The 17,802-nt window shown below is 58.4% G+C and carries 17 protein-coding genes and 2 pseudogenes; 16 read left to right on the top strand and 3 right to left on the bottom strand.

Annotation, left to right across the window (positions count from 1 at the left end; translation table 11 throughout):
- Nucleotides 1-222 precede the first annotated feature (222 nt).
- The 8 genes and pseudogenes from dsbD (at nucleotide 223) to LG371_RS10525 (ending at nucleotide 7,800) form a co-directional block, all read left to right on the top strand.
- On the top strand, nucleotides 223-2,007 hold the full coding sequence (gene dsbD / locus LG371_RS10560; protein WP_067591324.1) for a protein-disulfide reductase DsbD: 1,785 nt from the start codon (nucleotides 223-225) through the stop codon (nucleotides 2,005-2,007).
- 128 nt (nucleotides 2,008-2,135) lie between these two features.
- Nucleotides 2,136-3,542 (top strand): leucyl aminopeptidase, encoded by a 1,407-nt coding sequence (locus LG371_RS10555; RefSeq protein ID WP_225748447.1) that lies wholly within the window; start codon nucleotides 2,136-2,138, stop codon nucleotides 3,540-3,542.
- A gap of 197 nt (nucleotides 3,543-3,739) precedes the next feature.
- Nucleotides 3,740-4,000: a hypothetical protein gene (locus LG371_RS10550; RefSeq protein ID WP_225748446.1), complete on the top strand. Its 261-nt coding sequence runs from the start codon at nucleotides 3,740-3,742 to the stop codon at nucleotides 3,998-4,000.
- Between the two features lie 112 nt (nucleotides 4,001-4,112).
- Nucleotides 4,113-4,976, top strand: a pseudogene (locus LG371_RS10545) (ATP-binding protein).
- 303 nt (nucleotides 4,977-5,279) lie between these two features.
- Nucleotides 5,280-6,020: a tRNA adenosine(34) deaminase TadA gene (gene tadA, locus LG371_RS10540; protein WP_067591312.1), complete on the top strand. Its 741-nt coding sequence runs from the start codon at nucleotides 5,280-5,282 to the stop codon at nucleotides 6,018-6,020.
- Between the two features lie 280 nt (nucleotides 6,021-6,300).
- Nucleotides 6,301-6,498, top strand: a complete 198-nt coding sequence (gene arfA / locus LG371_RS10535; protein ID WP_067591309.1) for an alternative ribosome-rescue factor A — start codon at nucleotides 6,301-6,303, stop codon at nucleotides 6,496-6,498.
- A 469-nt stretch (nucleotides 6,499-6,967) separates the two neighbouring features.
- Nucleotides 6,968-7,492: a hypothetical protein gene (locus tag LG371_RS10530; RefSeq protein WP_156503481.1), complete on the top strand. Its 525-nt coding sequence runs from the start codon at nucleotides 6,968-6,970 to the stop codon at nucleotides 7,490-7,492.
- Between the two features lie 32 nt (nucleotides 7,493-7,524).
- Nucleotides 7,525-7,800, top strand: coding sequence for a hypothetical protein (locus LG371_RS10525; RefSeq protein ID WP_082890711.1), 276 nt, complete (start codon nucleotides 7,525-7,527; stop codon nucleotides 7,798-7,800).
- A gap of 95 nt (nucleotides 7,801-7,895) precedes the next feature.
- On the opposite strand, the gene LG371_RS10520 is transcribed toward LG371_RS10525, so the two are convergent.
- From LG371_RS10520 to LG371_RS10510, 3 genes are all read right to left on the bottom strand, one after another.
- Nucleotides 7,896-8,390 (bottom strand): hypothetical protein, encoded by a 495-nt coding sequence (locus LG371_RS10520; protein ID WP_225748445.1) that lies wholly within the window; start codon nucleotides 8,388-8,390, stop codon nucleotides 7,896-7,898.
- Nucleotides 8,391-8,476: 86 nt separating this feature from the next.
- Nucleotides 8,477-8,737 (bottom strand): hypothetical protein, encoded by a 261-nt coding sequence (locus LG371_RS10515; protein ID WP_067591306.1) that lies wholly within the window; start codon nucleotides 8,735-8,737, stop codon nucleotides 8,477-8,479.
- 9 nt (nucleotides 8,738-8,746) lie between these two features.
- On the bottom strand, nucleotides 8,747-10,375 hold the full coding sequence (locus LG371_RS10510) for an ABC-F family ATPase (protein WP_225748444.1): 1,629 nt from the start codon (nucleotides 10,373-10,375) through the stop codon (nucleotides 8,747-8,749).
- Between the two features lie 269 nt (nucleotides 10,376-10,644).
- Here LG371_RS10510 and LG371_RS10505 point away from each other — a divergent pair, with 269 nt between their 5' ends.
- The 8 genes and pseudogenes from LG371_RS10505 to LG371_RS12450 all read left to right on the top strand — a co-directional run.
- Nucleotides 10,645-11,142 (top strand): peptidylprolyl isomerase, encoded by a 498-nt coding sequence (locus LG371_RS10505; RefSeq protein ID WP_225748443.1) that lies wholly within the window; start codon nucleotides 10,645-10,647, stop codon nucleotides 11,140-11,142.
- Between the two features lie 30 nt (nucleotides 11,143-11,172).
- The gene (locus tag LG371_RS10500; protein WP_067591297.1) at nucleotides 11,173-11,733 is read left to right on the top strand and encodes a YceI family protein; all 561 of its coding nucleotides are present in this window, start codon (nucleotides 11,173-11,175) and stop codon (nucleotides 11,731-11,733) included.
- A gap of 76 nt (nucleotides 11,734-11,809) precedes the next feature.
- Entirely contained in the window at nucleotides 11,810-12,301 is a 492-nt protein-coding gene (locus tag LG371_RS10495; RefSeq protein ID WP_067591294.1) for a peptidylprolyl isomerase, read from the top strand.
- Between the two features lie 73 nt (nucleotides 12,302-12,374).
- The gene (locus LG371_RS10490) at nucleotides 12,375-12,617 is read left to right on the top strand and encodes a zinc-ribbon domain-containing protein (protein ID WP_082890710.1); all 243 of its coding nucleotides are present in this window, start codon (nucleotides 12,375-12,377) and stop codon (nucleotides 12,615-12,617) included.
- A 5-nt stretch (nucleotides 12,618-12,622) separates the two neighbouring features.
- Complete coding sequence (locus tag LG371_RS10485; protein WP_225748442.1) at nucleotides 12,623-13,597, top strand: glycosyl transferase family 90; 975 nt, start codon at nucleotides 12,623-12,625, stop codon at nucleotides 13,595-13,597.
- 173 nt (nucleotides 13,598-13,770) lie between these two features.
- Nucleotides 13,771-14,604 carry a pantoate--beta-alanine ligase gene (panC, locus tag LG371_RS10480; protein WP_067591588.1) on the top strand — a complete coding sequence of 278 codons (834 nt, stop codon included), beginning with the start codon at nucleotides 13,771-13,773 and terminating at the stop codon, nucleotides 14,602-14,604.
- A gap of 97 nt (nucleotides 14,605-14,701) precedes the next feature.
- A complete protein-coding gene (locus LG371_RS10475) occupies nucleotides 14,702-14,911 on the top strand; it encodes a hypothetical protein (RefSeq protein ID WP_225748441.1) in 210 nt (69 codons plus the stop codon).
- A 989-nt stretch (nucleotides 14,912-15,900) separates the two neighbouring features.
- Nucleotides 15,901-17,787: pseudogene (locus tag LG371_RS12450) on the top strand (DNA translocase FtsK); the annotation flags it as partial.
- Nucleotides 17,788-17,802: the final 15 nt, after the last annotated feature.

Here is a 17,802-nt window from a genome sequence, read left to right as displayed (position 1 = left end):
TACGGTTGCCCTGCCAAATGGGGCGCGAATGGCGGTTTTCAAGCCGGCGAGCTTATTTTACGGCATTCGGCGGGGTGTTGTCAGAACGGGCGCGGACTTTGCCGTGGGGCTGCCCTGGTAAATCTGTTTAATCGCTCTGTTAAATTAAGGTCATGGCGGGGGTGGGCATATTTCCTTATAATCCGCAAATATTTTAAGCCGTATCGGTTTTCAGGTAGCCTCATGTTTAAGCAGTTTATCCGATTCCTTATTTTGCCTGCCCTGCTCGGCACCAGCCTGGCGGCGCAGGCCATTGATGCCGACAGCCTGCTGCCGGCGGAGCAGGCTTTCCGCCCCACCGTGATTGCGGAAGAGCAAAGCATTTCCATGCAGTTCGCCATCGCCGATGGCTATTACCTCTACCAAGAGAAAATCAGCGCCACCACCGAGCCTGAAGGCCTGCTGGGCGCGGCCGAATTTTCCCCGGGCAAGGAAAAGGAAGACGAGTTTTTCGGCAAGCAAACCGTGTTCTACCGCCAAGCCGTGGTGAAGTTGCCCTATCAAACCGCGCCCGCCGCGCCCTACCGCCTCACGCTGAGCTACCAAGGCTGCGCCGATGCGGGCGTGTGCTATCCGCCGGTAACGCAAACGATTGAAATCAAAGGCCCGGGCATCTACGGCGGCAACGCTTCCGCCCCGGCCGGTAGCGGCAGCCGCTTTACCGCGCCGCAGGATGCCGCGCCCGCCGCCAGCCCGATTCCGCAGCCGCGCAAAAGCCCGTTTTCCCTTTCGCGCGACACTTTGGGGGCAAACCTGCTGGCTTTTTTTAGCTTCGGCATTGGCTTGAGTTTCACCGCCTGCATGTATCCGCTGCTGCCCATCGTGTCGGGCATCATTGTGGGCGACCGGGCCAATGCCGGAAAACGGCGCGGATTGGCTTTATCGGCCATTTATGTGCAGGGCTTGGCGCTCACTTATGCCGCAGTGGGCGTGCTGGCCGGGCTCACAGGCTCGCTGCTCACCGTGTGGCTGCAACAGCCTTGGGTGGTGCTGGCTGCCGCCGGGCTGATTGTGGTGCTGGCGCTGGGTATGTTTGACGTGTTCGCCATCCAGCTGCCCTCATTCATTCAAAGCTATTTCCAGCAGCAGAGCAGCAAACTTTCCGGCGGCAAAATGGCTTCCGTGTTTGTGATGGGCATGCTGTCGGCGCTGATTGTCGGCCCCTGCGTGGCGCCGCCCTTGGCCGTGGCGCTGGGCTATATCGGCCAAACCGGCGATGCCGCGTTGGGCGGCTTGGCCTTATACAGCATGGCGCTGGGTACCGGCCTGCCGCTGATGCTGGTGGGCACGTTCGGCGGGCACATCCTGCCCAAGGCCGGCGCTTGGATGAACAGCATCAAGCATGCCTTCGGCATCATCCTTTTGGCCGTGGCCGTGTATCTGGCCGCGCCCTTCCTGCCCTATGGCTTCACCGTGGCGCTGTATGCCCTGCTGCTGGTGATTCCCGGCGGCCTCCTGCTGGGCAAACACCTGCGCTCCCGCCAGCTCAAGCCGCTGGCCATGGGCTTGGGCAGCGTGTTGCTGGCCGGCGGCGTGTTCTTTGCCGTGCAGAGTGTGCGCATGCAGCCCACTGCCCTGCATCAGGCGCTCAACCTCCTGCTGCCACAGGAAAAAGCGCACCAAGTATTCACTGCCCCGCAGCAGCTCAACCAAGCCATGCGCCAAGCCCTGGCCGATGGCAAACCCGTGCTGCTCGATTTCTATGCTGACTGGTGCGCCAGCTGCAAAGAAATGGAACACAAAACCTTCAACCAGCCCGAAGTGCAGGCCGCCATCCCCGGCAACCGCATCTTCCAAATCGACCTCACCGCCAACACCCCCGAGCAGCGCGCCCTGCTGAAAGAATACGGCCTGCCTGGCCCGCCCGGCATCTTCGTGATCCACCCCGACGGCCGCCGCAGCAGCCCGCTCATCGGCTACACCGCCCCGCAAGACTTTATCGAGTGGTATCGGCAGCAGGTGTCGTAAACCCGTTTTCCTGCACAAAAGGCTACCTGAAAAAAAATCAGCTCGATATTTTTACAGGTAGCCTTTACCCACCCCAGCCGCTAAAATCCAGCCTGTTTATTTACACAGCCATAATTAAAGAAACCACCATGCAATTCCAGCTCCACCCCGCCGCTCTGCCCGATAACGCCCCCGCCCGCCTCTACCTCAGCACCGGTACCCCGTCGACCCCCGCCGCCGCCCTCTACGCCGGCCTGACTGACAGCGAACCCTTTGCCGCCGCCCGCATTCCCGCCAACGGCAGCTTCACCGACATCGCCGTGCTCCGACTCGGCAACACCGAGCGCGACACCCTCGCCAAAGCCTTCCGCCACGCCACCGCCTGGGCGCAGAAACAGCCCTCCCTCGCCCTCGACTTGAGCGCCTTCCCCGCCGCCGAGCTGCCCGCCGCCCTCACCGCGCTCACCACCGCGCTGGGCGAAGCCGCCTACCGTTTCGACCGCTTCAAAAAAACCGCCAAACCCGCCGCCCTGCAACAAGCCGACTTCTACGCCCCCGCCGCCGACGAAGCCGCCCGCACCGCCCTCGAGCAAGCCCAAGCCCTGCTGCACGGCATCAACCTGTGCAAAGACCTCGGCAACACCGCCGGCAACATCTGCACCCCCGCCTACCTCGCCGACACCGCCCGCGCCGAAGCCCAGGCCGCCGGCGCCGCCGCCAAAATCCTCGGCGCCGACTACATCCGCGAGCACATGGGCTCCTTCTGGTCCGTGGCTAAAGGCAGCGCCCAAGAGCCCCGCCTCATCGAGCTTTCCTACTTCGGCGCGCCAGATAAAAACGCCGCCCCCGTCGTCCTCGTCGGCAAAGGCGTCACCTTCGACAGCGGCGGCATCTCCCTCAAGCCCGGCGCCGAAATGGACGAAATGAAGTTCGACATGTGCGGCGGCGCCAGCGTAATCGGCACCTTCATTGCCGCCGCCCGCGCCAAACTCCCGCTCAACCTCATCGCCATCGTGCCCGCCTGCGAAAACATGCCCGACGCCGCCGCCAACAAACCCGGCGACATCGTTACCGCCATGGACGGCACCACCATCGAAATCCTCAACACCGACGCCGAAGGCCGCCTCATCCTGTGCGACGCCCTCACCTACGCCGCCCAATTCAAGCCCGCCGCCCTCATCGACGTGGCCACCCTCACCGGCGCCTGCGTGATCGCCCTGGGGCACGTGGCCAGCGGCCTCGTAGCCAACAACCAAGCCCTCGCCGACAGCCTGCTCGCCGCCGCCCGACAAAGCGGCGACAAAACCTGGCAGCTCCCCCTGTTTGAAGAATACGGCGAACAGCTCCAATCCAACTTCGCCGACCTGCAAAACATCGGCGGCCGCCCCGCCGGCACCCTCACCGCCGCCGCCTTCCTCGCCCACTTCGCCAAAGAGCAAACCTGGGCCCACCTCGACATCGCCGGCACCGCCTGGAAATCCGGCAAAGAAAAAGGCGCCACCGGCCGCCCCGTGCCCCTCCTGTGGCAATACCTCTGCAACCTTGCCCGCGCATAAGGCAGCGCAGCGGCCACAAAGTTTTCAGGTAGCCTCTTGCCAAAAGCAGGCTACCTGAGAACATACCAACCAAACACCACCCCATTCATTCACACCCGCCCTGTTTTATTCCCCGATTTTCAGGTAGCCTACCCCCATTCCGGCTACCTGAAAAACAGCCTCAGCAAAATTAAACTTTTCCAAACAAGGAATCCCCCATGAAAAAACACCTCCTCCCCGCACTCGCCATCCTCGAGCGCAACCAATCCCAGGGTAGCCGGAGCAACGAGGTCATCATCGAGCACCGCACCGGCCGCGACCCCGTGTATGTGTGCAGCATCTCCCCCTTCCGCAAAACCTACGAAGCCACCAGCCACAACGAAGGTCTCGCCCGCGCCCAAGTGCGCCGCGCCTGCAACGCCGAACAAAACGCCATCTTCTGCGCCGACACCAACATCCGCTGCCAGCGCTACGACTAAACCCACCCCCGCACCCAAGGCTACCTGAAAAACAAAACACCCTTTATCCCAACCCGCTTTTCAGGTAGCCTCCAATTTTTCAGGTAGCCCATCCACCGCCCGCCCAACCGCCATGAAACTCAAAACCTTCCTCAAACAAGCCGCCTCCGTCCTCCGCCGCCTCGACCCAATCCTCCCCCGAGCAGCAAGAGCCCGATTGGCAAGCCCTCGCCTACCGCTGGCAGAAACACGGCAACGGCGGCCTGCTCACCGCCCTCCCGCGCCCCACACCTTCCCCCTCTCCCGCCTCGCCGCCATCAGCCCGCAAACCCAACGCCTCGTGCGCAACACCGAACAATTCCTCGCCGGCCGCCCCGCCAACAACGCCCTCCTCACCGGCGCCCGAGGCACCGGCAAATCCTCCCTTATCAAAGCCCTGCTGCACGAATATGCCGAGCGCGGCCTGCGCCTCATCGAAGTCGACAAACACGACCTCGCCGGCCTGCCCGCCCTGCTCCAGCTGCTCGCCCCCCGCAGCGAAAAATACATCGTCTTCTGCGACGACCTCTCCTTCGAAGATGGCGAAGACAGCTACAAAGCCCTCAAAACCGCCCTCGATGGCGGCCTCTCCCGCCGTGCCGAAAACGTCCTCGTGTATGCCACCTCCAACCGCCGCCACCTCATGCCCGAACACATGGCCGACAACCTCGGCCGCACCGGCACACACGGCGAAGTCCACCCACAAGAAGCCGTAGAAGAAAAAGTTTCCCTCTCCGACCGCTTCGGCCTCTGGCTCAGCTTCTACCCCTTCAGCCAAGAAGACTACCTCGCCGCCGCCGAAAGCTGGCTCGCCGACGCAGGCCTCCCCCTCGACGACACCGCCCGCCGCGCCGCCCTCAACTGGGCGCAAATGCGCGGCAGCCGCTCCGGCCGCACCGCCTACCAATTCGCCAGCGACTGGGCCGGCCGCCTCCCGCACGAAAGAATCGTCGATTAGCACCACCGGCCAAGCAAAGGCTACCTGAAAGCGTGAGCTTCAACGAAGTGGATCGATGTCTTGCGAAGCAAGGCTGAGTTTCAGCAAAGCTAAAGCGCAAGCTTCAACGCGGTGGACCGCCGTCTTGGCAAAACCAGGGCCGAGTTTCTGCACAGCAAAAATTCCAGCTTCGCAGAAACCCGCTTTGCCCGTTTTAACTGCGTTGAAGCTTGCGCTTTCAGGTAGCCCCTCCCCACCGCTACACATTGCCAGGAAACCCGACACATTATTGATATATCAGACGCTTTCCCAACCCATCCCGCCATGACCGCCCGCCCGCTTACCACCCCGCCGCTCGCCCCGCAAACACGGCGCACCCTACTCCGGCTCGGCATTGCCGACACCGCCGCCCTGCGCCGCACCGGCCCCGCCGCAGCCTTCCTGCTGCTCAAAGCCGCCGGGCTCACCATCACCGAATCCACCCTGTGGCAACTCGTCTTGCTGGCCAAAGGGCGTACCGACCATTTAAACGATGCCGAAAAAGCCCAATGGCGCAGCCGCCTGCGCGCCCACCGCCCCGTGGCCGTGTTCCCGCCGCAAGAGGAAATGGCGTATTGGATGCGGCAGTCGTTGCACCAGGCCGAACAGGCCGCAGCCGCCGGCGAAGTGCCCGTGGGCGCCGTGGTGGTGCGCCAGGGCGAAATCATCGGCAGCGGCGCCAACGCCTGCATCGGCGGGCACAGCGTGTGCCACCACGCCGAAATCCTCGCCCTCACCGAAGCCGGCCGAAAGCTCGGCAACTACCGCCTCGACGGCTGCGACCTCTACGTTACCCTCGAGCCGTGCGGCATGTGCGCCGGCGCCATCATGCAATCGCGCATCGCCCGGCTGGTTTACGCCGCCGCCGAGCCCAAAAGCGGCGCCGCCGGCAGCGTGCTCGACCTGTTTGCTCACAAAGCGCTCAACCCGCACACCGCCGTGCTGGGCGGCATCCTGGCCGACGAAAGCACGCGGCTGTTGCAGCAGTTTTTCAGCGAACGGCGCTCGGACAGGCAGGCTACCTGAAAAACCAAAACGCAGCCGGGCAAGCATCCTGCCCGGCATTTTTCAGGTAGCCCCTTGCCCGACATAAGCGCAACAGCTTACCCAACAGCACAAGCTGCAACGCAGTAAAACCCTTTCACCACACGCCGCCCCGCGATATAGTGGATTAAATTTAAAACGGGACAAGGCGGCGAGCCGCAGACAGTACAGATAGTACGGCAAGGCGAGCCAACGCTGTAGCGTTTTAAATTTAATTCACTATACAATCCGCGCCCGTCTGTTTCCATCACAAAGGAAAACCATGAAACACCAAACCAACAAAGGCAAAATCCGCGACAACGCGCTCAAGGCGCTGGTGCGCTCCAACCTGTTCCGGCACAAGGTGGAACGCAAGAAAAAAGGCAAAGGTAGCTATCACAGGCAAACGGCCAAAAAATGGCGGGACGGTTTTGAAAACCGTCCCGTTTTATTTGGGCTGGCTGAAGGCTATTTTCCCTAGGCTGTTTTGTTCCATTTTTACGATAGTTTGCCTGATAATTTTCGTTACTGCTTGCCTTAAATCCGATTTTTCCTTATACTGAAAACGCAACTCATTAGCTCGTTCGCAGCTTTATTTAAGTTCCGTTCTGGAACGATAATTCCCATACCCCATTATTTAATTTTTAACCGATTGCAAAACCCACCAGCGTTGTAGGTTTTACTCGGATACTGGTGCTGGCTTTGCTCATAATGATTGGAGCTTGTAATGCACACCATAGTATTGGTTTATTACCGCTGCTTCAGCAAAAAATGCTACCGTGTTCGACCACATGTATCTCAACTAAGCCTGCCTGCCAAATTGCTGAGCAGTTTAAATCCAAATCAGCTGAAGATTTACCTTTGTGGCTATGTAGGCTGCTGTCTCGATGATTTTCTTAGCTATCAAATTGTACCTATGGCTACTTATCCATTAGTTTGGGGGAAAAATTATGATAACTAAATTACGTATTACTATCCGCTTGCTGCCTGAAAAGCCTACTGAATATCGTGTTTGCACTGTAAGCAACCGCAATATACTGGCTAAATTGAGTAAGGCAGAAGTATCGCTTTATGTGGCAGGTTGCCTTCGTTTGATGCCTGAACAAGTAATCAAATGGGAGAAAGCTCCTGAGGAATTTTATCAAGCAGGCAAACTGCTAGAATTAATGTTTGCAGACGGTTTTGTACGCTATGACTCAGGAAATGATCCAATTCTTTTAAAACAATTTAAAAATGATAGTTATGATGGCAGTATTTATGATAGTAGTATTAGCTTTAAATTAGAAGATCTGCAAAAATATGATAGCCGCAGCAAACCAGAAATTAAAGGATTATCTATAGGAGCCCCTAGGACAAGTATCCCTATCGAAGAGCGAGTTTATTTCTGCCCAGTGCTGATTAGCTTGGATACAAAACAAGAATTTCAACCTAAACTAAAAATAGAATATGATATAGATTCATTTGATTTTTCTTAAACAGAATATAGCCTTATTGAAGAGAATAAAATATGCAAAATTTAAAAAAAATTGCCATTGAAGCCCATTCAGCCAGCTTTAAAAATAAATCTGCCCTTGAAAAAGAACAATTGTGTGGTTGTTTCTATTGCCAGCGTATTTATTCATCCAGCGAGTTGAAAGATGAAGATTTTATTCCTGAGGATGACGGTGTTTGTACTGCTTGGTGCCCGTATTGCGGTATTGATAGTGTAATCGGGGAATCACAGGGATACGAGATTACACCCGAGTTACTCGCTGAAATGAGAAGGATATGGTTTGATTCGTAATTGGGCTGAACAGCCGCCTTAATAATCTCCATTCCGTGTTCAAACGGCTACCTGAAAATCAAGCCGGCTGTTTTTCAGGTAGCCTCTTGCTTGCACTACGCATTGCCGCCGGACAATGCCGCATAACCGATGGCAAACACCAGCAACACCAGCATCAGCCAAGTCAGGGGCGAGGCATTCAGCCCGCCATAGCGCAGCCCGATTGCCTTGCAGGCCCGATAACGCAGGAAATACGGCAGAAAGGCGTAGGCAAGCATCGCTCCCGCTGCCAGCCAAAATAGGATTTGCCCTGCCGGCGACGGCACAGCATCCAGCACGTCCGTCATCCAAACAAATAGGGCAAGCAGCGCGGGTATGCCGAGGACGTATGCCCATATCCGCCTTGCCTGCCGCCAATCAACCGGCAGCTTGATGATTTGGTAGTTCGTGCCGGAAAGCAGGGTGGAATCCGCCGACAAAATCCGCGCGCTATACAGCGGAATCAGCAGTATCCACAACGCCACAATCCAAGCGGTGGTGATGTAGCTGCCGTCCGGTTCATAATCGCATTCGCCAACAAATGTGGTGCCGAAGCCGTTGAGTGTGAACATGTTTTTTCTTTCTTTGTCTTGTTGTGAAACCATCTGAAAAAGGCTACCTGAAAACCGATTTTGCGTTTTCAGGTAGCCTCCATCATCTATTGCCGCTTCTCCTGCTGCCACGCCCGATACGAGCGGACGGCGAAAATCAGGCACACAATCCACGTCGCGCCCAGCAGCCCCCACACGCCTGTTACGCCGAATTCGTTAAACAGCCAGTCAATGGCACGGCCTTTGCGGCGGGCATTTTCGGTATCGACCACATCCACCGTGCCGCCGCGCGTGATATACCAGCCCAGCGCGGGTAATACGATGAGTGCAAACAGGTTTTGCAGCAGTTTCTTTAAATGGGCGTTCATGTTCTTTTCTTATTCGATGCCTTTTTTTGCCAGATAGCTTTCGTAGTCGCCCATGTAGTATTCAAAGCCGCCTTTGCCGTCGAGTTCGATAATCTGCGTGGCGAGCGAGGAGACGAATTGGCGGTCGTGCGATACGAAAATCAGCGTGCCTGTGTATTTTTCCAAGGCCATGTTCAGCGATTCGATGCTTTCCATGTCCATGTGGTTGGTGGGTTCGTCCATAATCAGCACGTTGGGGCGCAGCAGCAGCAGTTTGCCGTAGAGCATACGGCCTTTTTCGCCGCCGGAGAGCACTTTGACTTTTTTGACGACATCGTTGCTGCCGAACAGCAGGCGGCCGAGTGTGCCGCGAATCACTTGTTCGTCGTCGCCTTCCTGCCCCCACTGGCGCATCCATTCGGTCAAATCCATGTCGCAGTCGAAGTCGTTTTCGTGGTCTTGCGGGTAATAGCCGATGGTGGCTTTTTCCGCCCATTTGATGCTACCTGAATCGGGTTTGAGTCTACCTGAAAGTTTTTCGTCAAACGCGCCGGCCAAGAGTTTCAGCAGGGTGGATTTGCCCGCGCCGTTGGGGCCGATAATCGCCAGCCGCTGCCCCGCTTCCAAAATATAGGACAGTTTTTCAAACAGGGTTTTGTCGAAGGCTTTGGCCAGATTCTCCACTTCCACGGCCTGGCGGTGCAGCTTGTTTTTCTCGTCGGTTTCAAAGCGGATATACGGGTTTTGGCGGGTGGAGGGCTTCACTTCCACCATTTCGGCCTTGATTTTGTCGGCCTGTTTCAGGCGCGATGTGGCTTGGCGGGCTTTGGATTTGTTGGCAGAGAAACGCGCCACAAACTCTTGCAGTTCCTGCAATTTTTCTTTGGCTTTGGCATTGTCTTTCAGCGCGCGCTCGCGGGATTGGGCGGAGGCGAGCATATAGTCGTCATAATTGCCGGGATACACGGTGATGGTGTTGTAGTCCAAATCCGCCATGTGGGTGCAGACTTCGTTCAAAAAGTGGCGGTCGTGGCTGATGATAATCATGGTGCTGTCGTATTGGTTGAGCACGCCTTCCAGCCAGCGGATGGTGTTGATGTCCAAGTTATTGGTGGGCTCGTCCAAGAGCAGCACGTCGGGTTTGGAAAACAGGGCTTGTGCCAGCAGCACGCGCAGCTTGAAGCCGGGGGCGACTTCGGCCATCACGGCGTTGTGCAGGCTCTCGTCTATGCCCACGCCGCTCAACAGTTCGGCGGCGCGCGCTTCGGCGGTGTAGCCGTCGTATTCGGCGAACTTGGCTTCCAGCTCGGCGGCGTGCATGTAGTCTTCTTCGCTGGCTTCTGGGTTGGCGTAAATCGCGTCGCGCTCGGTCATCGCCGCCCACATTTCGGTGTGCCCCATCATCACCACGTCCAGCACGCGCATATCTTCATAAGCAAACTGGTCTTGGCGCAGCTTGCCCAGCCGCACGCCGTTTTCAATCGCCACTTCGCCGCTGGTCTGCTCCAAATCGCCGCCCAGAATTTTCATAAACGTGGATTTGCCCGATCCGTTCGCGCCGATAAGGCCGTAGCGGTTGCCTTCGCCGAATTTGACGGATACGTTTTCAAACAGCGGTTTTGCGCCGAACTGCATGGTGATGCCGGAAGTGTAAATCATGGGTGTGTGCCTCTGCGGAAAATGGAATAGAAAAAGCGGGCGATTTTAACACAATCAATATTTTCTGTACTAAAAACAGCCATCCGGTGCATCTTGCGGCTGAAGACATTTTTTCTTCATGCCAGGCAGTAAGCCGCAAACAGTATGGGCAATACGGCAAGGCGAGATAACGCAGCAGGAAGAAAGAATTGCTTTGGCCAAGCTTGCAAAATTTTCAGGTAGCCTTTACCCTAGCGCACCTACCGATTTTTCATTTTTTAGCAAACAACATGAAACCCTTCCGCACACTCATTCTCGCCGCCGCGCTCGGCTGCGCCGCCTTCGCCGCCCAAGCCGAAACCCGCGTGCTGCTCGAAACCAGCCAAGGCAACATCGAGCTCGCCCTGAACGAAGAGCAAGCCCCCAAAACCGTGGAAAACTTTCTGGCCTATGCCCGCAGCGGCTTTTATAACGGCACCATTTTCCACCGCGTGATTCCCGGTTTCATGATCCAAGGCGGCGGCCTCACCGCCCAAATGGCCGAAAAAGCCCCCATTCGCCCCGCGCTCGTAAACGAAGCCGCCAACGGGCTGAAAAATAACCGCTACACCATTGCCATGGCGCGCACCGCCCAGCCCCATTCCGCCACCAGCCAATTTTTCATCAACGTGAAAAACAACGAATTCCTCAACCACACCGCCGCCACCCCCACCGGCAGCAACGGTATGTATCAAGATGTGCCGCGCACGCCCGTCGTCATCCGCCAAGTGCGCATCCTTTCCCAGTAGTTTTCCCAACCACATCAGGAGTATCGCAGCATGAAACAAGTCCTCGCCCTCGCCATCCTCGCCGCCGCCTTCGGCAGCGCCCAGGCCGACACCTACAAAATCGACAGCCACCACGCCAACGCCCGCTTCGCCATTGACCACTTCAACACCAGCACCAACACCGGCGGCTTCTACAACCTCAACGGCACCGTAGAATACAACCCCCAAGCCAAACGCGGCAGCGTGAGTATCGACATCCCCGTGGCCAACCTGCGCAGCGGCAACGAAGACTTCGACAAACACCTCGCCTCTGCCGACCTCTTCAATGCCACCCAATATCCCAACATGCGCTTCGAATCCACCCGCTTCAACTTCCGCGGCAGCAAGCTCGCTAGCGTAGACGGCCGCCTCACCCTGCTCGGCCAAACCCACCCCGTGCGCCTCAACGCCGACCGCTTCAACTGCTACCACAGCCAGCGCGCCAACGCCCAAGTATGCGGCGGCGACTTCAGCGCCACCATCGACCGCAGCAAATGGGGCATGAACTTCCTGCAAGGCATCGTCAGCAACCAAGTGAAGCTGAACATCCAAATCGAAGCCTTCAAACAATAATCCGGCACAACAAAGGCTACCTGAAAATTTCAGGTAGCCTCTTCCCATTTCCCCCACCCATACAGGACCAACCAACATGATCAAACTCCACACCAACTTCGGCACCATCGGCATCGAGCTCGACCACGAAAAAGCCCCCCTAACCGCCGCCAACTTCGAACAATACGTGAAAGACGGCTTCTACGACGGCCTCATTTTCCACCGCGTGATCAAAGGTTTCATGATTCAAGGCGGCGGCATGGACGAAAACATGCATGAAAAACCCGGCCGCGCGCCCATCAAAAACGAAGCCCAAAACGGCCTGAAAAACAACAAATACACCCTTGCCATGGCGCGCACCCAAGCCCCGCATAGCGCCTCCTCCCAATTCTTTATCAACACCAAAGACAACTCCTTCCTCAACCACACCGAGCCCAGCCTGCACGGCTGGGGCTACGCCGTATTCGGCAAAGTCGTGGAAGGCCAAGATGTGGTGGACGCCATCGAAGGCGTCACCACCAAACGCCACGGCTACCACGACGACGTGCCCGTAGAGCCCGTGGTCATCACCAAAGCCGAAATCGTTTAAGCCAAGCATCCGGGTCGGCCGCACACCAGCCGACCCGGAGCAAGCAGGCAACCTTCCAAACAGAAAGCACAGCATGATTTTCATCTTCGGCAGCAAAGGCTATTTCGACGACCTTGGCGAAAGCGGCGAGAGCTGCATCTGCGGCAATTGCAACAACCGCGTCAACCTTCACATCACCAACGCCTACACCAAATTCACCCTCTTCTTCATCCCCCTGTTCCGCATGGAATCCAAATACTACCTCGCCTGCCCCATCTGCTCCCACGGCTGGAAGCTCAAACGCCAGGAAGCCAAACGACTGCTGCAAGCCCGCTAAACGCTATGTCTATCGATCTCGGCATCTACCACCGCCGCCTGCACAAACTCGCCTACTACACCCGCCACAGCCCCCTCGGCTTGCTGCCGCACCGCCTGCTCGCCAAAGCCATCGGACCCGCGCTGGCCGAATTTGCCCACCTGCCTGCTGAAACCCAACAGCACATCCACGAGCGAGTTGATTATTACAACAAGCAAAATCAGCCATTTACTATTTCAGGCAGCCTCACCCCCATAGGGCAGGCCGGAGCGTTCAAACGCGGCGATCATATCTCTTCCTACTACTACGACCTTGCCGCCCTGCTGCGCTATTTCCCCGCCAGCGCCCGATTCGCCTACGAATTCGGCGACGTTACCCACATCCCCGCCCAACCCGCCTTCGTCAAAAGCCGCCCCATCCGGAAAGATAACCAACACTCCGTCCTGCTCAAGCTCGACAGCGTGCGCCACTTCTACATCTACCCCGACCGCACCCCTTTCGCCGCCAAACAAGACCGGCTCGTCTGGCGCGGCGCCGCCCACCAAGAACAGCGCCTACGCTTCCTGCGCCAATACCACAGCCACCCCCTGTGCGACGTCGGCTGCGTACTCAAACAATCCGCCCACGAGCCATACCACTGCAGCTTCCTCAGCGTCGGCCAGCAGCTGCAATACAAATACATCCTCAGCATCGAAGGCAACGACGTCGCCACCAACCTCAAATGGATATTGGCATCCCGCTCCCTCTGCTTCATGACCAGCCCCGTATATGAAACCTGGCTCATGGAAGGCCATCTCCAACCCGAAATCCACTATGTCCACCTCCAGCCCGACTACAGCGACTTCGACGAAAAACTCAACTTCTACCGCCAACACCCCCAAGCCGCCGAACGCATCATCCGCAATGCCAACGCCTATATGCAGCCCTTCTTTCAGCCCAAGCAAGAGCTCATCACCAGCCTGCTCGTGATGCAGAAATACTTCAGCCAACTGCAAGACTGAGGCTTTTGCGCCATCGCCCTTCAACACAGCCCAACACGTTTCACTTGAGCTGGGCAATACCTGCCTCCCCGCCCAAAACCCGCCTCCCTATCACCCAAACAAAAGTTTTCAGGTAGCCTCCCCACGCGCAGCGGAGTATACTGCGCCGCATTTTGTTTATCGGGCAAACCATTATGCAAATCATCCATACTATCGAAGCACTCCGCGCCTGGCGCAAAGAAGCCGGCAGCGTGGCGCTGGTGCCGACCATGGGCAACCTGCACGAAGGCCATCTGGCCTTGGTGCGCGAAGCGGCCAAACGCGCGCAGCAGGTTGTGGTCAGCATTTTCGTAAACCGCCTACAATTCGGCCAAGGTGAGGATTTCGACCGCTATCCGCGCACGCTGGAGCAGGATGCCGCCAAGCTGGCCAACGAAGGCGTGGCCGTGATATTCGCGCCCGACGAGCGCGAGCTCTATCCGCACGTGGCCCAACAATACAACGTCGAGCCGCCCAACCTGCAAAACGAATTGTGCGGCGCCTTCCGCCCCGGGCATTTCCGCGGCGTGGCCACCGTGGTGGCCAAGCTGTTCAACATCGTGCAGCCCGATTTTGCCTGCTTCGGCAAAAAAGACTACCAGCAGCTCGCCATCATCCAAGGCATGGTGGCTGACTTAAACTTCAACTTGCAAATCGTGCCGGTAGACATCGGCCGCGCCGCCGACGGCCTCGCACTCTCCAGCCGCAACCAATATCTGAACACAGCCGAACGCGCACAAGCGCCGCAGCTCTACCGCGAATTACAAACTATTGCCCGCGCCGTCGAAGCCGGCAGCCGCGATTACGCCGGCTTGGAAAAACAAGCCGTTGCCAATCTGTCGCAGGCTGGCTGGCAGGTGGACTACGTGGAAATCCGCCACGCTGGCAGCCTTCAGGTAGCCCATGTGGGAGATAGCGAACTGGTGGTGCTGGCCGCCGCCCGTTTGGGCAGCACGCGCCTAATCGACAACATCGAAATCCGGCTGTAAACACCCTGTCTGCCGCCCGCCTCTTGCGGGCGGTTTAATTTCGGCCGCAAACACGTTAAAATGCCAGCCTTTGCGCGAAACTTGGGAGCCGCTGCTTATGTTTTTAGTTTTTCTGCTGATTCTGCTGTTGGCCGGCATTGCCGCACTCTTGTGGTGGCGCGCACGGGAAGAGCGCGAATGGCTGCTGGAGCTGACCTATCTAAACCGCCATCAGGGCAACGAGGAACAGCTTGAAACAACAGAAGAAACCCGCCGCAACAGCCCGCCCGCCCCAATGTGCTGCCGCAGCGTGCGCAAACCCAAGTGAAGCTGCACTACCAAAAAGTGCAAGACGAACTGCGCCAGAAAATCGAACAGCTCACCGTGGGCAGCCGTAAAAAAGCCCGCCGCCGCAACGTGAGCGAAAATCAAGAAGAACTGCCGATTTTCAGCCCGGAAGAAGCCAATCTGGCTGCCGAAGCGGAAGACGAAACCGCCATTACCACGCCGGAGCAAACCGTTCAAAACCAAAACGAAACCGCCGAACCTGCCGCCGAAGCCCACGCCCTGCCGGCCGACCAGCCGCCGACCGCCGAAGAAAACGAAAATGAAGCGGCCGAACCCTTCCATCTCTCCGAGCCGGCACCCGATTTACCGGTGATCACCGAAGCCGAGGCCACCCGCCACAGGCTACCTGAAAATTCCGAGCAGCCCGACGAAGAACCGGCCGTGATTTCCCTTTCCGAAGCCACGCGCATGCTGCACAAGCAGGAAAGCGCCGAAGCCAAACCGCTGGAAACCGTGGTGCTGAACTGGCCGATCAAATCTCCGGCGCAACCCGAAACCCCGCGCGAAGAAATCACCCCGGCCGACCCTGCGCTGCAATATGTGCGCGAAAAAATCCAAGCCCACCTGCCGGCCGAGCCGCAGCCACCGGCAGACGAACCGGCCGAACCGCTGCACACCATCAGCCACGACGACATCCGCAACAACCTGTTGCGCCAGCGCCTGCGCGCGCGCCAGCAGCCCCGCCCGAGTGCCGAACCGGCAGCCGTGCCGCAGCAGCAGTTGGATTTGGCCGTGATCGGGGAAGACGAAATCTTGGCCAACCTGGCCAAAACCGACGCCCCGGCCAACCGCCAGCGCAGCCGCTTCAAGCGCCAAACCGTGCGCGAAAGCGTGATTCCTGCCGCGGCGCGCGTGAGCCACAGCCAGGGCGCAAAAATGCCGGTGGTACCGACGCAAAGCAGCATGGCGCCGATTTCCACCCGCTTTACCCCGTTCGAGCCGGCTACCGTGCCGGATGGGCAGCCCGCTCCGCCAGCCGAGGAGGAGTCGGCGCTGTCTGCCGAACAACCAAGCTTCTTCGCCCAACCCGCTCCCGACAACGCTAATCCGCCCTGGCTGATTGGCGAAAACCAGCCCGAGCCTGCCCTTGCCGCTCCCGAGCCGATAGGCAGCCCCGCCGAGCCCGCTGTCGAAAGCGGCTACCATTTCCGCCCCGACTATTCGCTGGCCGAGCAAGCGCCCGCTGCCGACAACAGCATCGAATTCGACGACGGCAACGAATGGCAGCAGGCCTTAGAGCAAGGCGCGGCCGATGCCGCGTGGCAGAATCAGGCAGCCGCGCCAAGCATTCCGCCGTTGCCCGATTTGCCGCCGGAAGCCACGCCCGTTTCCGCCGTGCCCGCCGTATCGTTTACCGATTACGGCGAATACCATGTGCCGATGAACGAGCTGCTGCTGCCCTCGCAACACGACAGCAACGCCATCCTGAGCGAGGAGCAGCTGCTGGACAACAGCATCAAAATCGAAGAAAAATTGGCCGAATTCCGCGTGAAAGTGAACGTGGTGGACGCCTATGCCGGGCCGGTGATTACCCGCTACGAAATCGAGCCGGATGTGGGCGTGCGCGGCAACTCTGTGATTAACTTAGAAAAAGATTTGGCCCGCTCGCTCGGCGTGGCTGCCATCCGCGTGGTGGAAACCATCCCGGGCAAAACCTGCATGGGCTTGGAGCTGCCCAACCCCAAGCGGCAGATGATCCGCCTGAGCGAGGTGTTCAATTCGCCGGTGTTTACCGAGAGCAAATCCAAGCTCACGCTGGCACTGGGGCAAGACATCACCGGCCAGCCGGTGGTAACCGATTTGGCCAAGGCGCCGCACCTCTTGGTGGCCGGCACCACTGGCTCGGGCAAATCCGTGGGCGTGAACGCAATGATTTTATCGCTGCTGTTCAAGGCCACGCCCGATGAAGTGCGCCTAATTATGATTGACCCGAAAATGCTGGAACTATCTGTTTACGAAGGCATTCCGCATTTGCTCGCGCCCGTGATAACCGATATGAAGCTGGCCGCCAACGCGCTCACCTGGTGCGTGAACGAAATGGAAAAACGCTACCGCCTGATGAGCCACGTGGGCGTGCGCAACCTGGCCGGCTACAACCAGAAAATCAAAGAAGCCGCCGAACGCGGCGAACGCCTGACCAACCCCTTCAGCCTCACCCCCGACAACCCCGAGCTCCTCACCAGGTTGCCGCACATCGTGGTGGTGGTGGACGAATTTGCCGACCTGATGATGACTTCCGGCAAGAAAATCGAAGAGCTAATTGCCCGCCTGGCGCAGAAAGCCCGCGCCGCCGGCATCCACCTGATCCTCGCCACCCAGCGCCCCAGCGTGGACGTGATCACCGGCCTGATCAAAGCCAATATCCCCACCCGCATCGCTTTTCAGGTAGCCTCCAAAGTGGACAGCCGCACTATCCTCGACCAAATGGGCGCGGAAAACCTGCTCGGCCAAGGCGATATGCTGTTCCTGCCGCCCGGCACCGGCTATCCGCAGCGCGTGCACAGCGCCTTCGTGGCCGACAGCGAAGTACAGCGCGTGGCCGAATACCTCAAAGGCTTCGGCGCGCCCGACTATGTGGACGACATCCTCACCTCCGGCGTGGGCAGCGACGATTTGTTCAGCAACGCCAACAGCGGCATCGGCAGCAGCGCCAAAGACCCGCTGTTCGACGAAGCCGTGGCCATCGTGCTACGCACGCAGAAAGCCACCATCTCCTCCATCCAGCGCCACCTGCGCATCGGCTACAACAAAGCCGCCACGCTGGTGGATCAGATGGAGGCCGAAGGTATCGTCTCTCCTGCCGACACCAACGGCAAACGCACCATCCTGGCGCGGGCTGATCAGCTCGACGATTAAGCGTTTGCCCGCAGA

It is taken from the genome of Eikenella sp. Marseille-P7795 (assembly GCF_916618725.1).
GTDB classification, from domain to species: Bacteria; Pseudomonadota; Gammaproteobacteria; order Burkholderiales; family Neisseriaceae; genus Eikenella; species Eikenella longinqua.
The sequence above is the reverse complement of the archived record's forward strand: the minus strand, read 5'-3'. Positions and strand labels throughout refer to the sequence as shown.

Excerpts from the sequence above, each read along its gene's own strand:
- tadA (WP_067591312.1), top strand. The coding sequence starts at position 5,280 with ATGACCGCCCGCCCGCTTACCACCCCGCCGCTCGCCCCGCAAACACGG.
- LG371_RS10505 (WP_225748443.1), top strand. The coding sequence starts at position 10,645 with ATGAAACCCTTCCGCACACTCATTCTCGCCGCCGCGCTCGGCTGCGCC.
- LG371_RS10550 (WP_225748446.1), top strand. The coding sequence starts at position 3,740 with ATGAAAAAACACCTCCTCCCCGCACTCGCCATCCTCGAGCGCAACCAA.
- LG371_RS10490 (WP_082890710.1), top strand. The coding sequence starts at position 12,375 with ATGATTTTCATCTTCGGCAGCAAAGGCTATTTCGACGACCTTGGCGAA.
- LG371_RS10525 (WP_082890711.1), top strand. The coding sequence starts at position 7,525 with ATGCAAAATTTAAAAAAAATTGCCATTGAAGCCCATTCAGCCAGCTTT.
- dsbD (WP_067591324.1), top strand. The coding sequence starts at position 223 with ATGTTTAAGCAGTTTATCCGATTCCTTATTTTGCCTGCCCTGCTCGGC.
- LG371_RS10520 (WP_225748445.1), bottom strand. The coding sequence starts at position 8,390 with ATGTTCACACTCAACGGCTTCGGCACCACATTTGTTGGCGAATGCGAT.
- arfA (WP_067591309.1), top strand. The coding sequence starts at position 6,301 with ATGAAACACCAAACCAACAAAGGCAAAATCCGCGACAACGCGCTCAAG.
- LG371_RS10530 (WP_156503481.1), top strand. The coding sequence starts at position 6,968 with ATGATAACTAAATTACGTATTACTATCCGCTTGCTGCCTGAAAAGCCT.
- LG371_RS10485 (WP_225748442.1), top strand. The coding sequence starts at position 12,623 with ATGTCTATCGATCTCGGCATCTACCACCGCCGCCTGCACAAACTCGCC.
- LG371_RS10475 (WP_225748441.1), top strand. The coding sequence starts at position 14,702 with ATGTTTTTAGTTTTTCTGCTGATTCTGCTGTTGGCCGGCATTGCCGCA.
- LG371_RS10515 (WP_067591306.1), bottom strand. The coding sequence starts at position 8,737 with ATGAACGCCCATTTAAAGAAACTGCTGCAAAACCTGTTTGCACTCATC.
- panC (WP_067591588.1), top strand. The coding sequence starts at position 13,771 with ATGCAAATCATCCATACTATCGAAGCACTCCGCGCCTGGCGCAAAGAA.
- LG371_RS10555 (WP_225748447.1), top strand. The coding sequence starts at position 2,136 with ATGCAATTCCAGCTCCACCCCGCCGCTCTGCCCGATAACGCCCCCGCC.
- LG371_RS10510 (WP_225748444.1), bottom strand. The coding sequence starts at position 10,375 with ATGATTTACACTTCCGGCATCACCATGCAGTTCGGCGCAAAACCGCTG.
- LG371_RS10495 (WP_067591294.1), top strand. The coding sequence starts at position 11,810 with ATGATCAAACTCCACACCAACTTCGGCACCATCGGCATCGAGCTCGAC.
- LG371_RS10500 (WP_067591297.1), top strand. The coding sequence starts at position 11,173 with ATGAAACAAGTCCTCGCCCTCGCCATCCTCGCCGCCGCCTTCGGCAGC.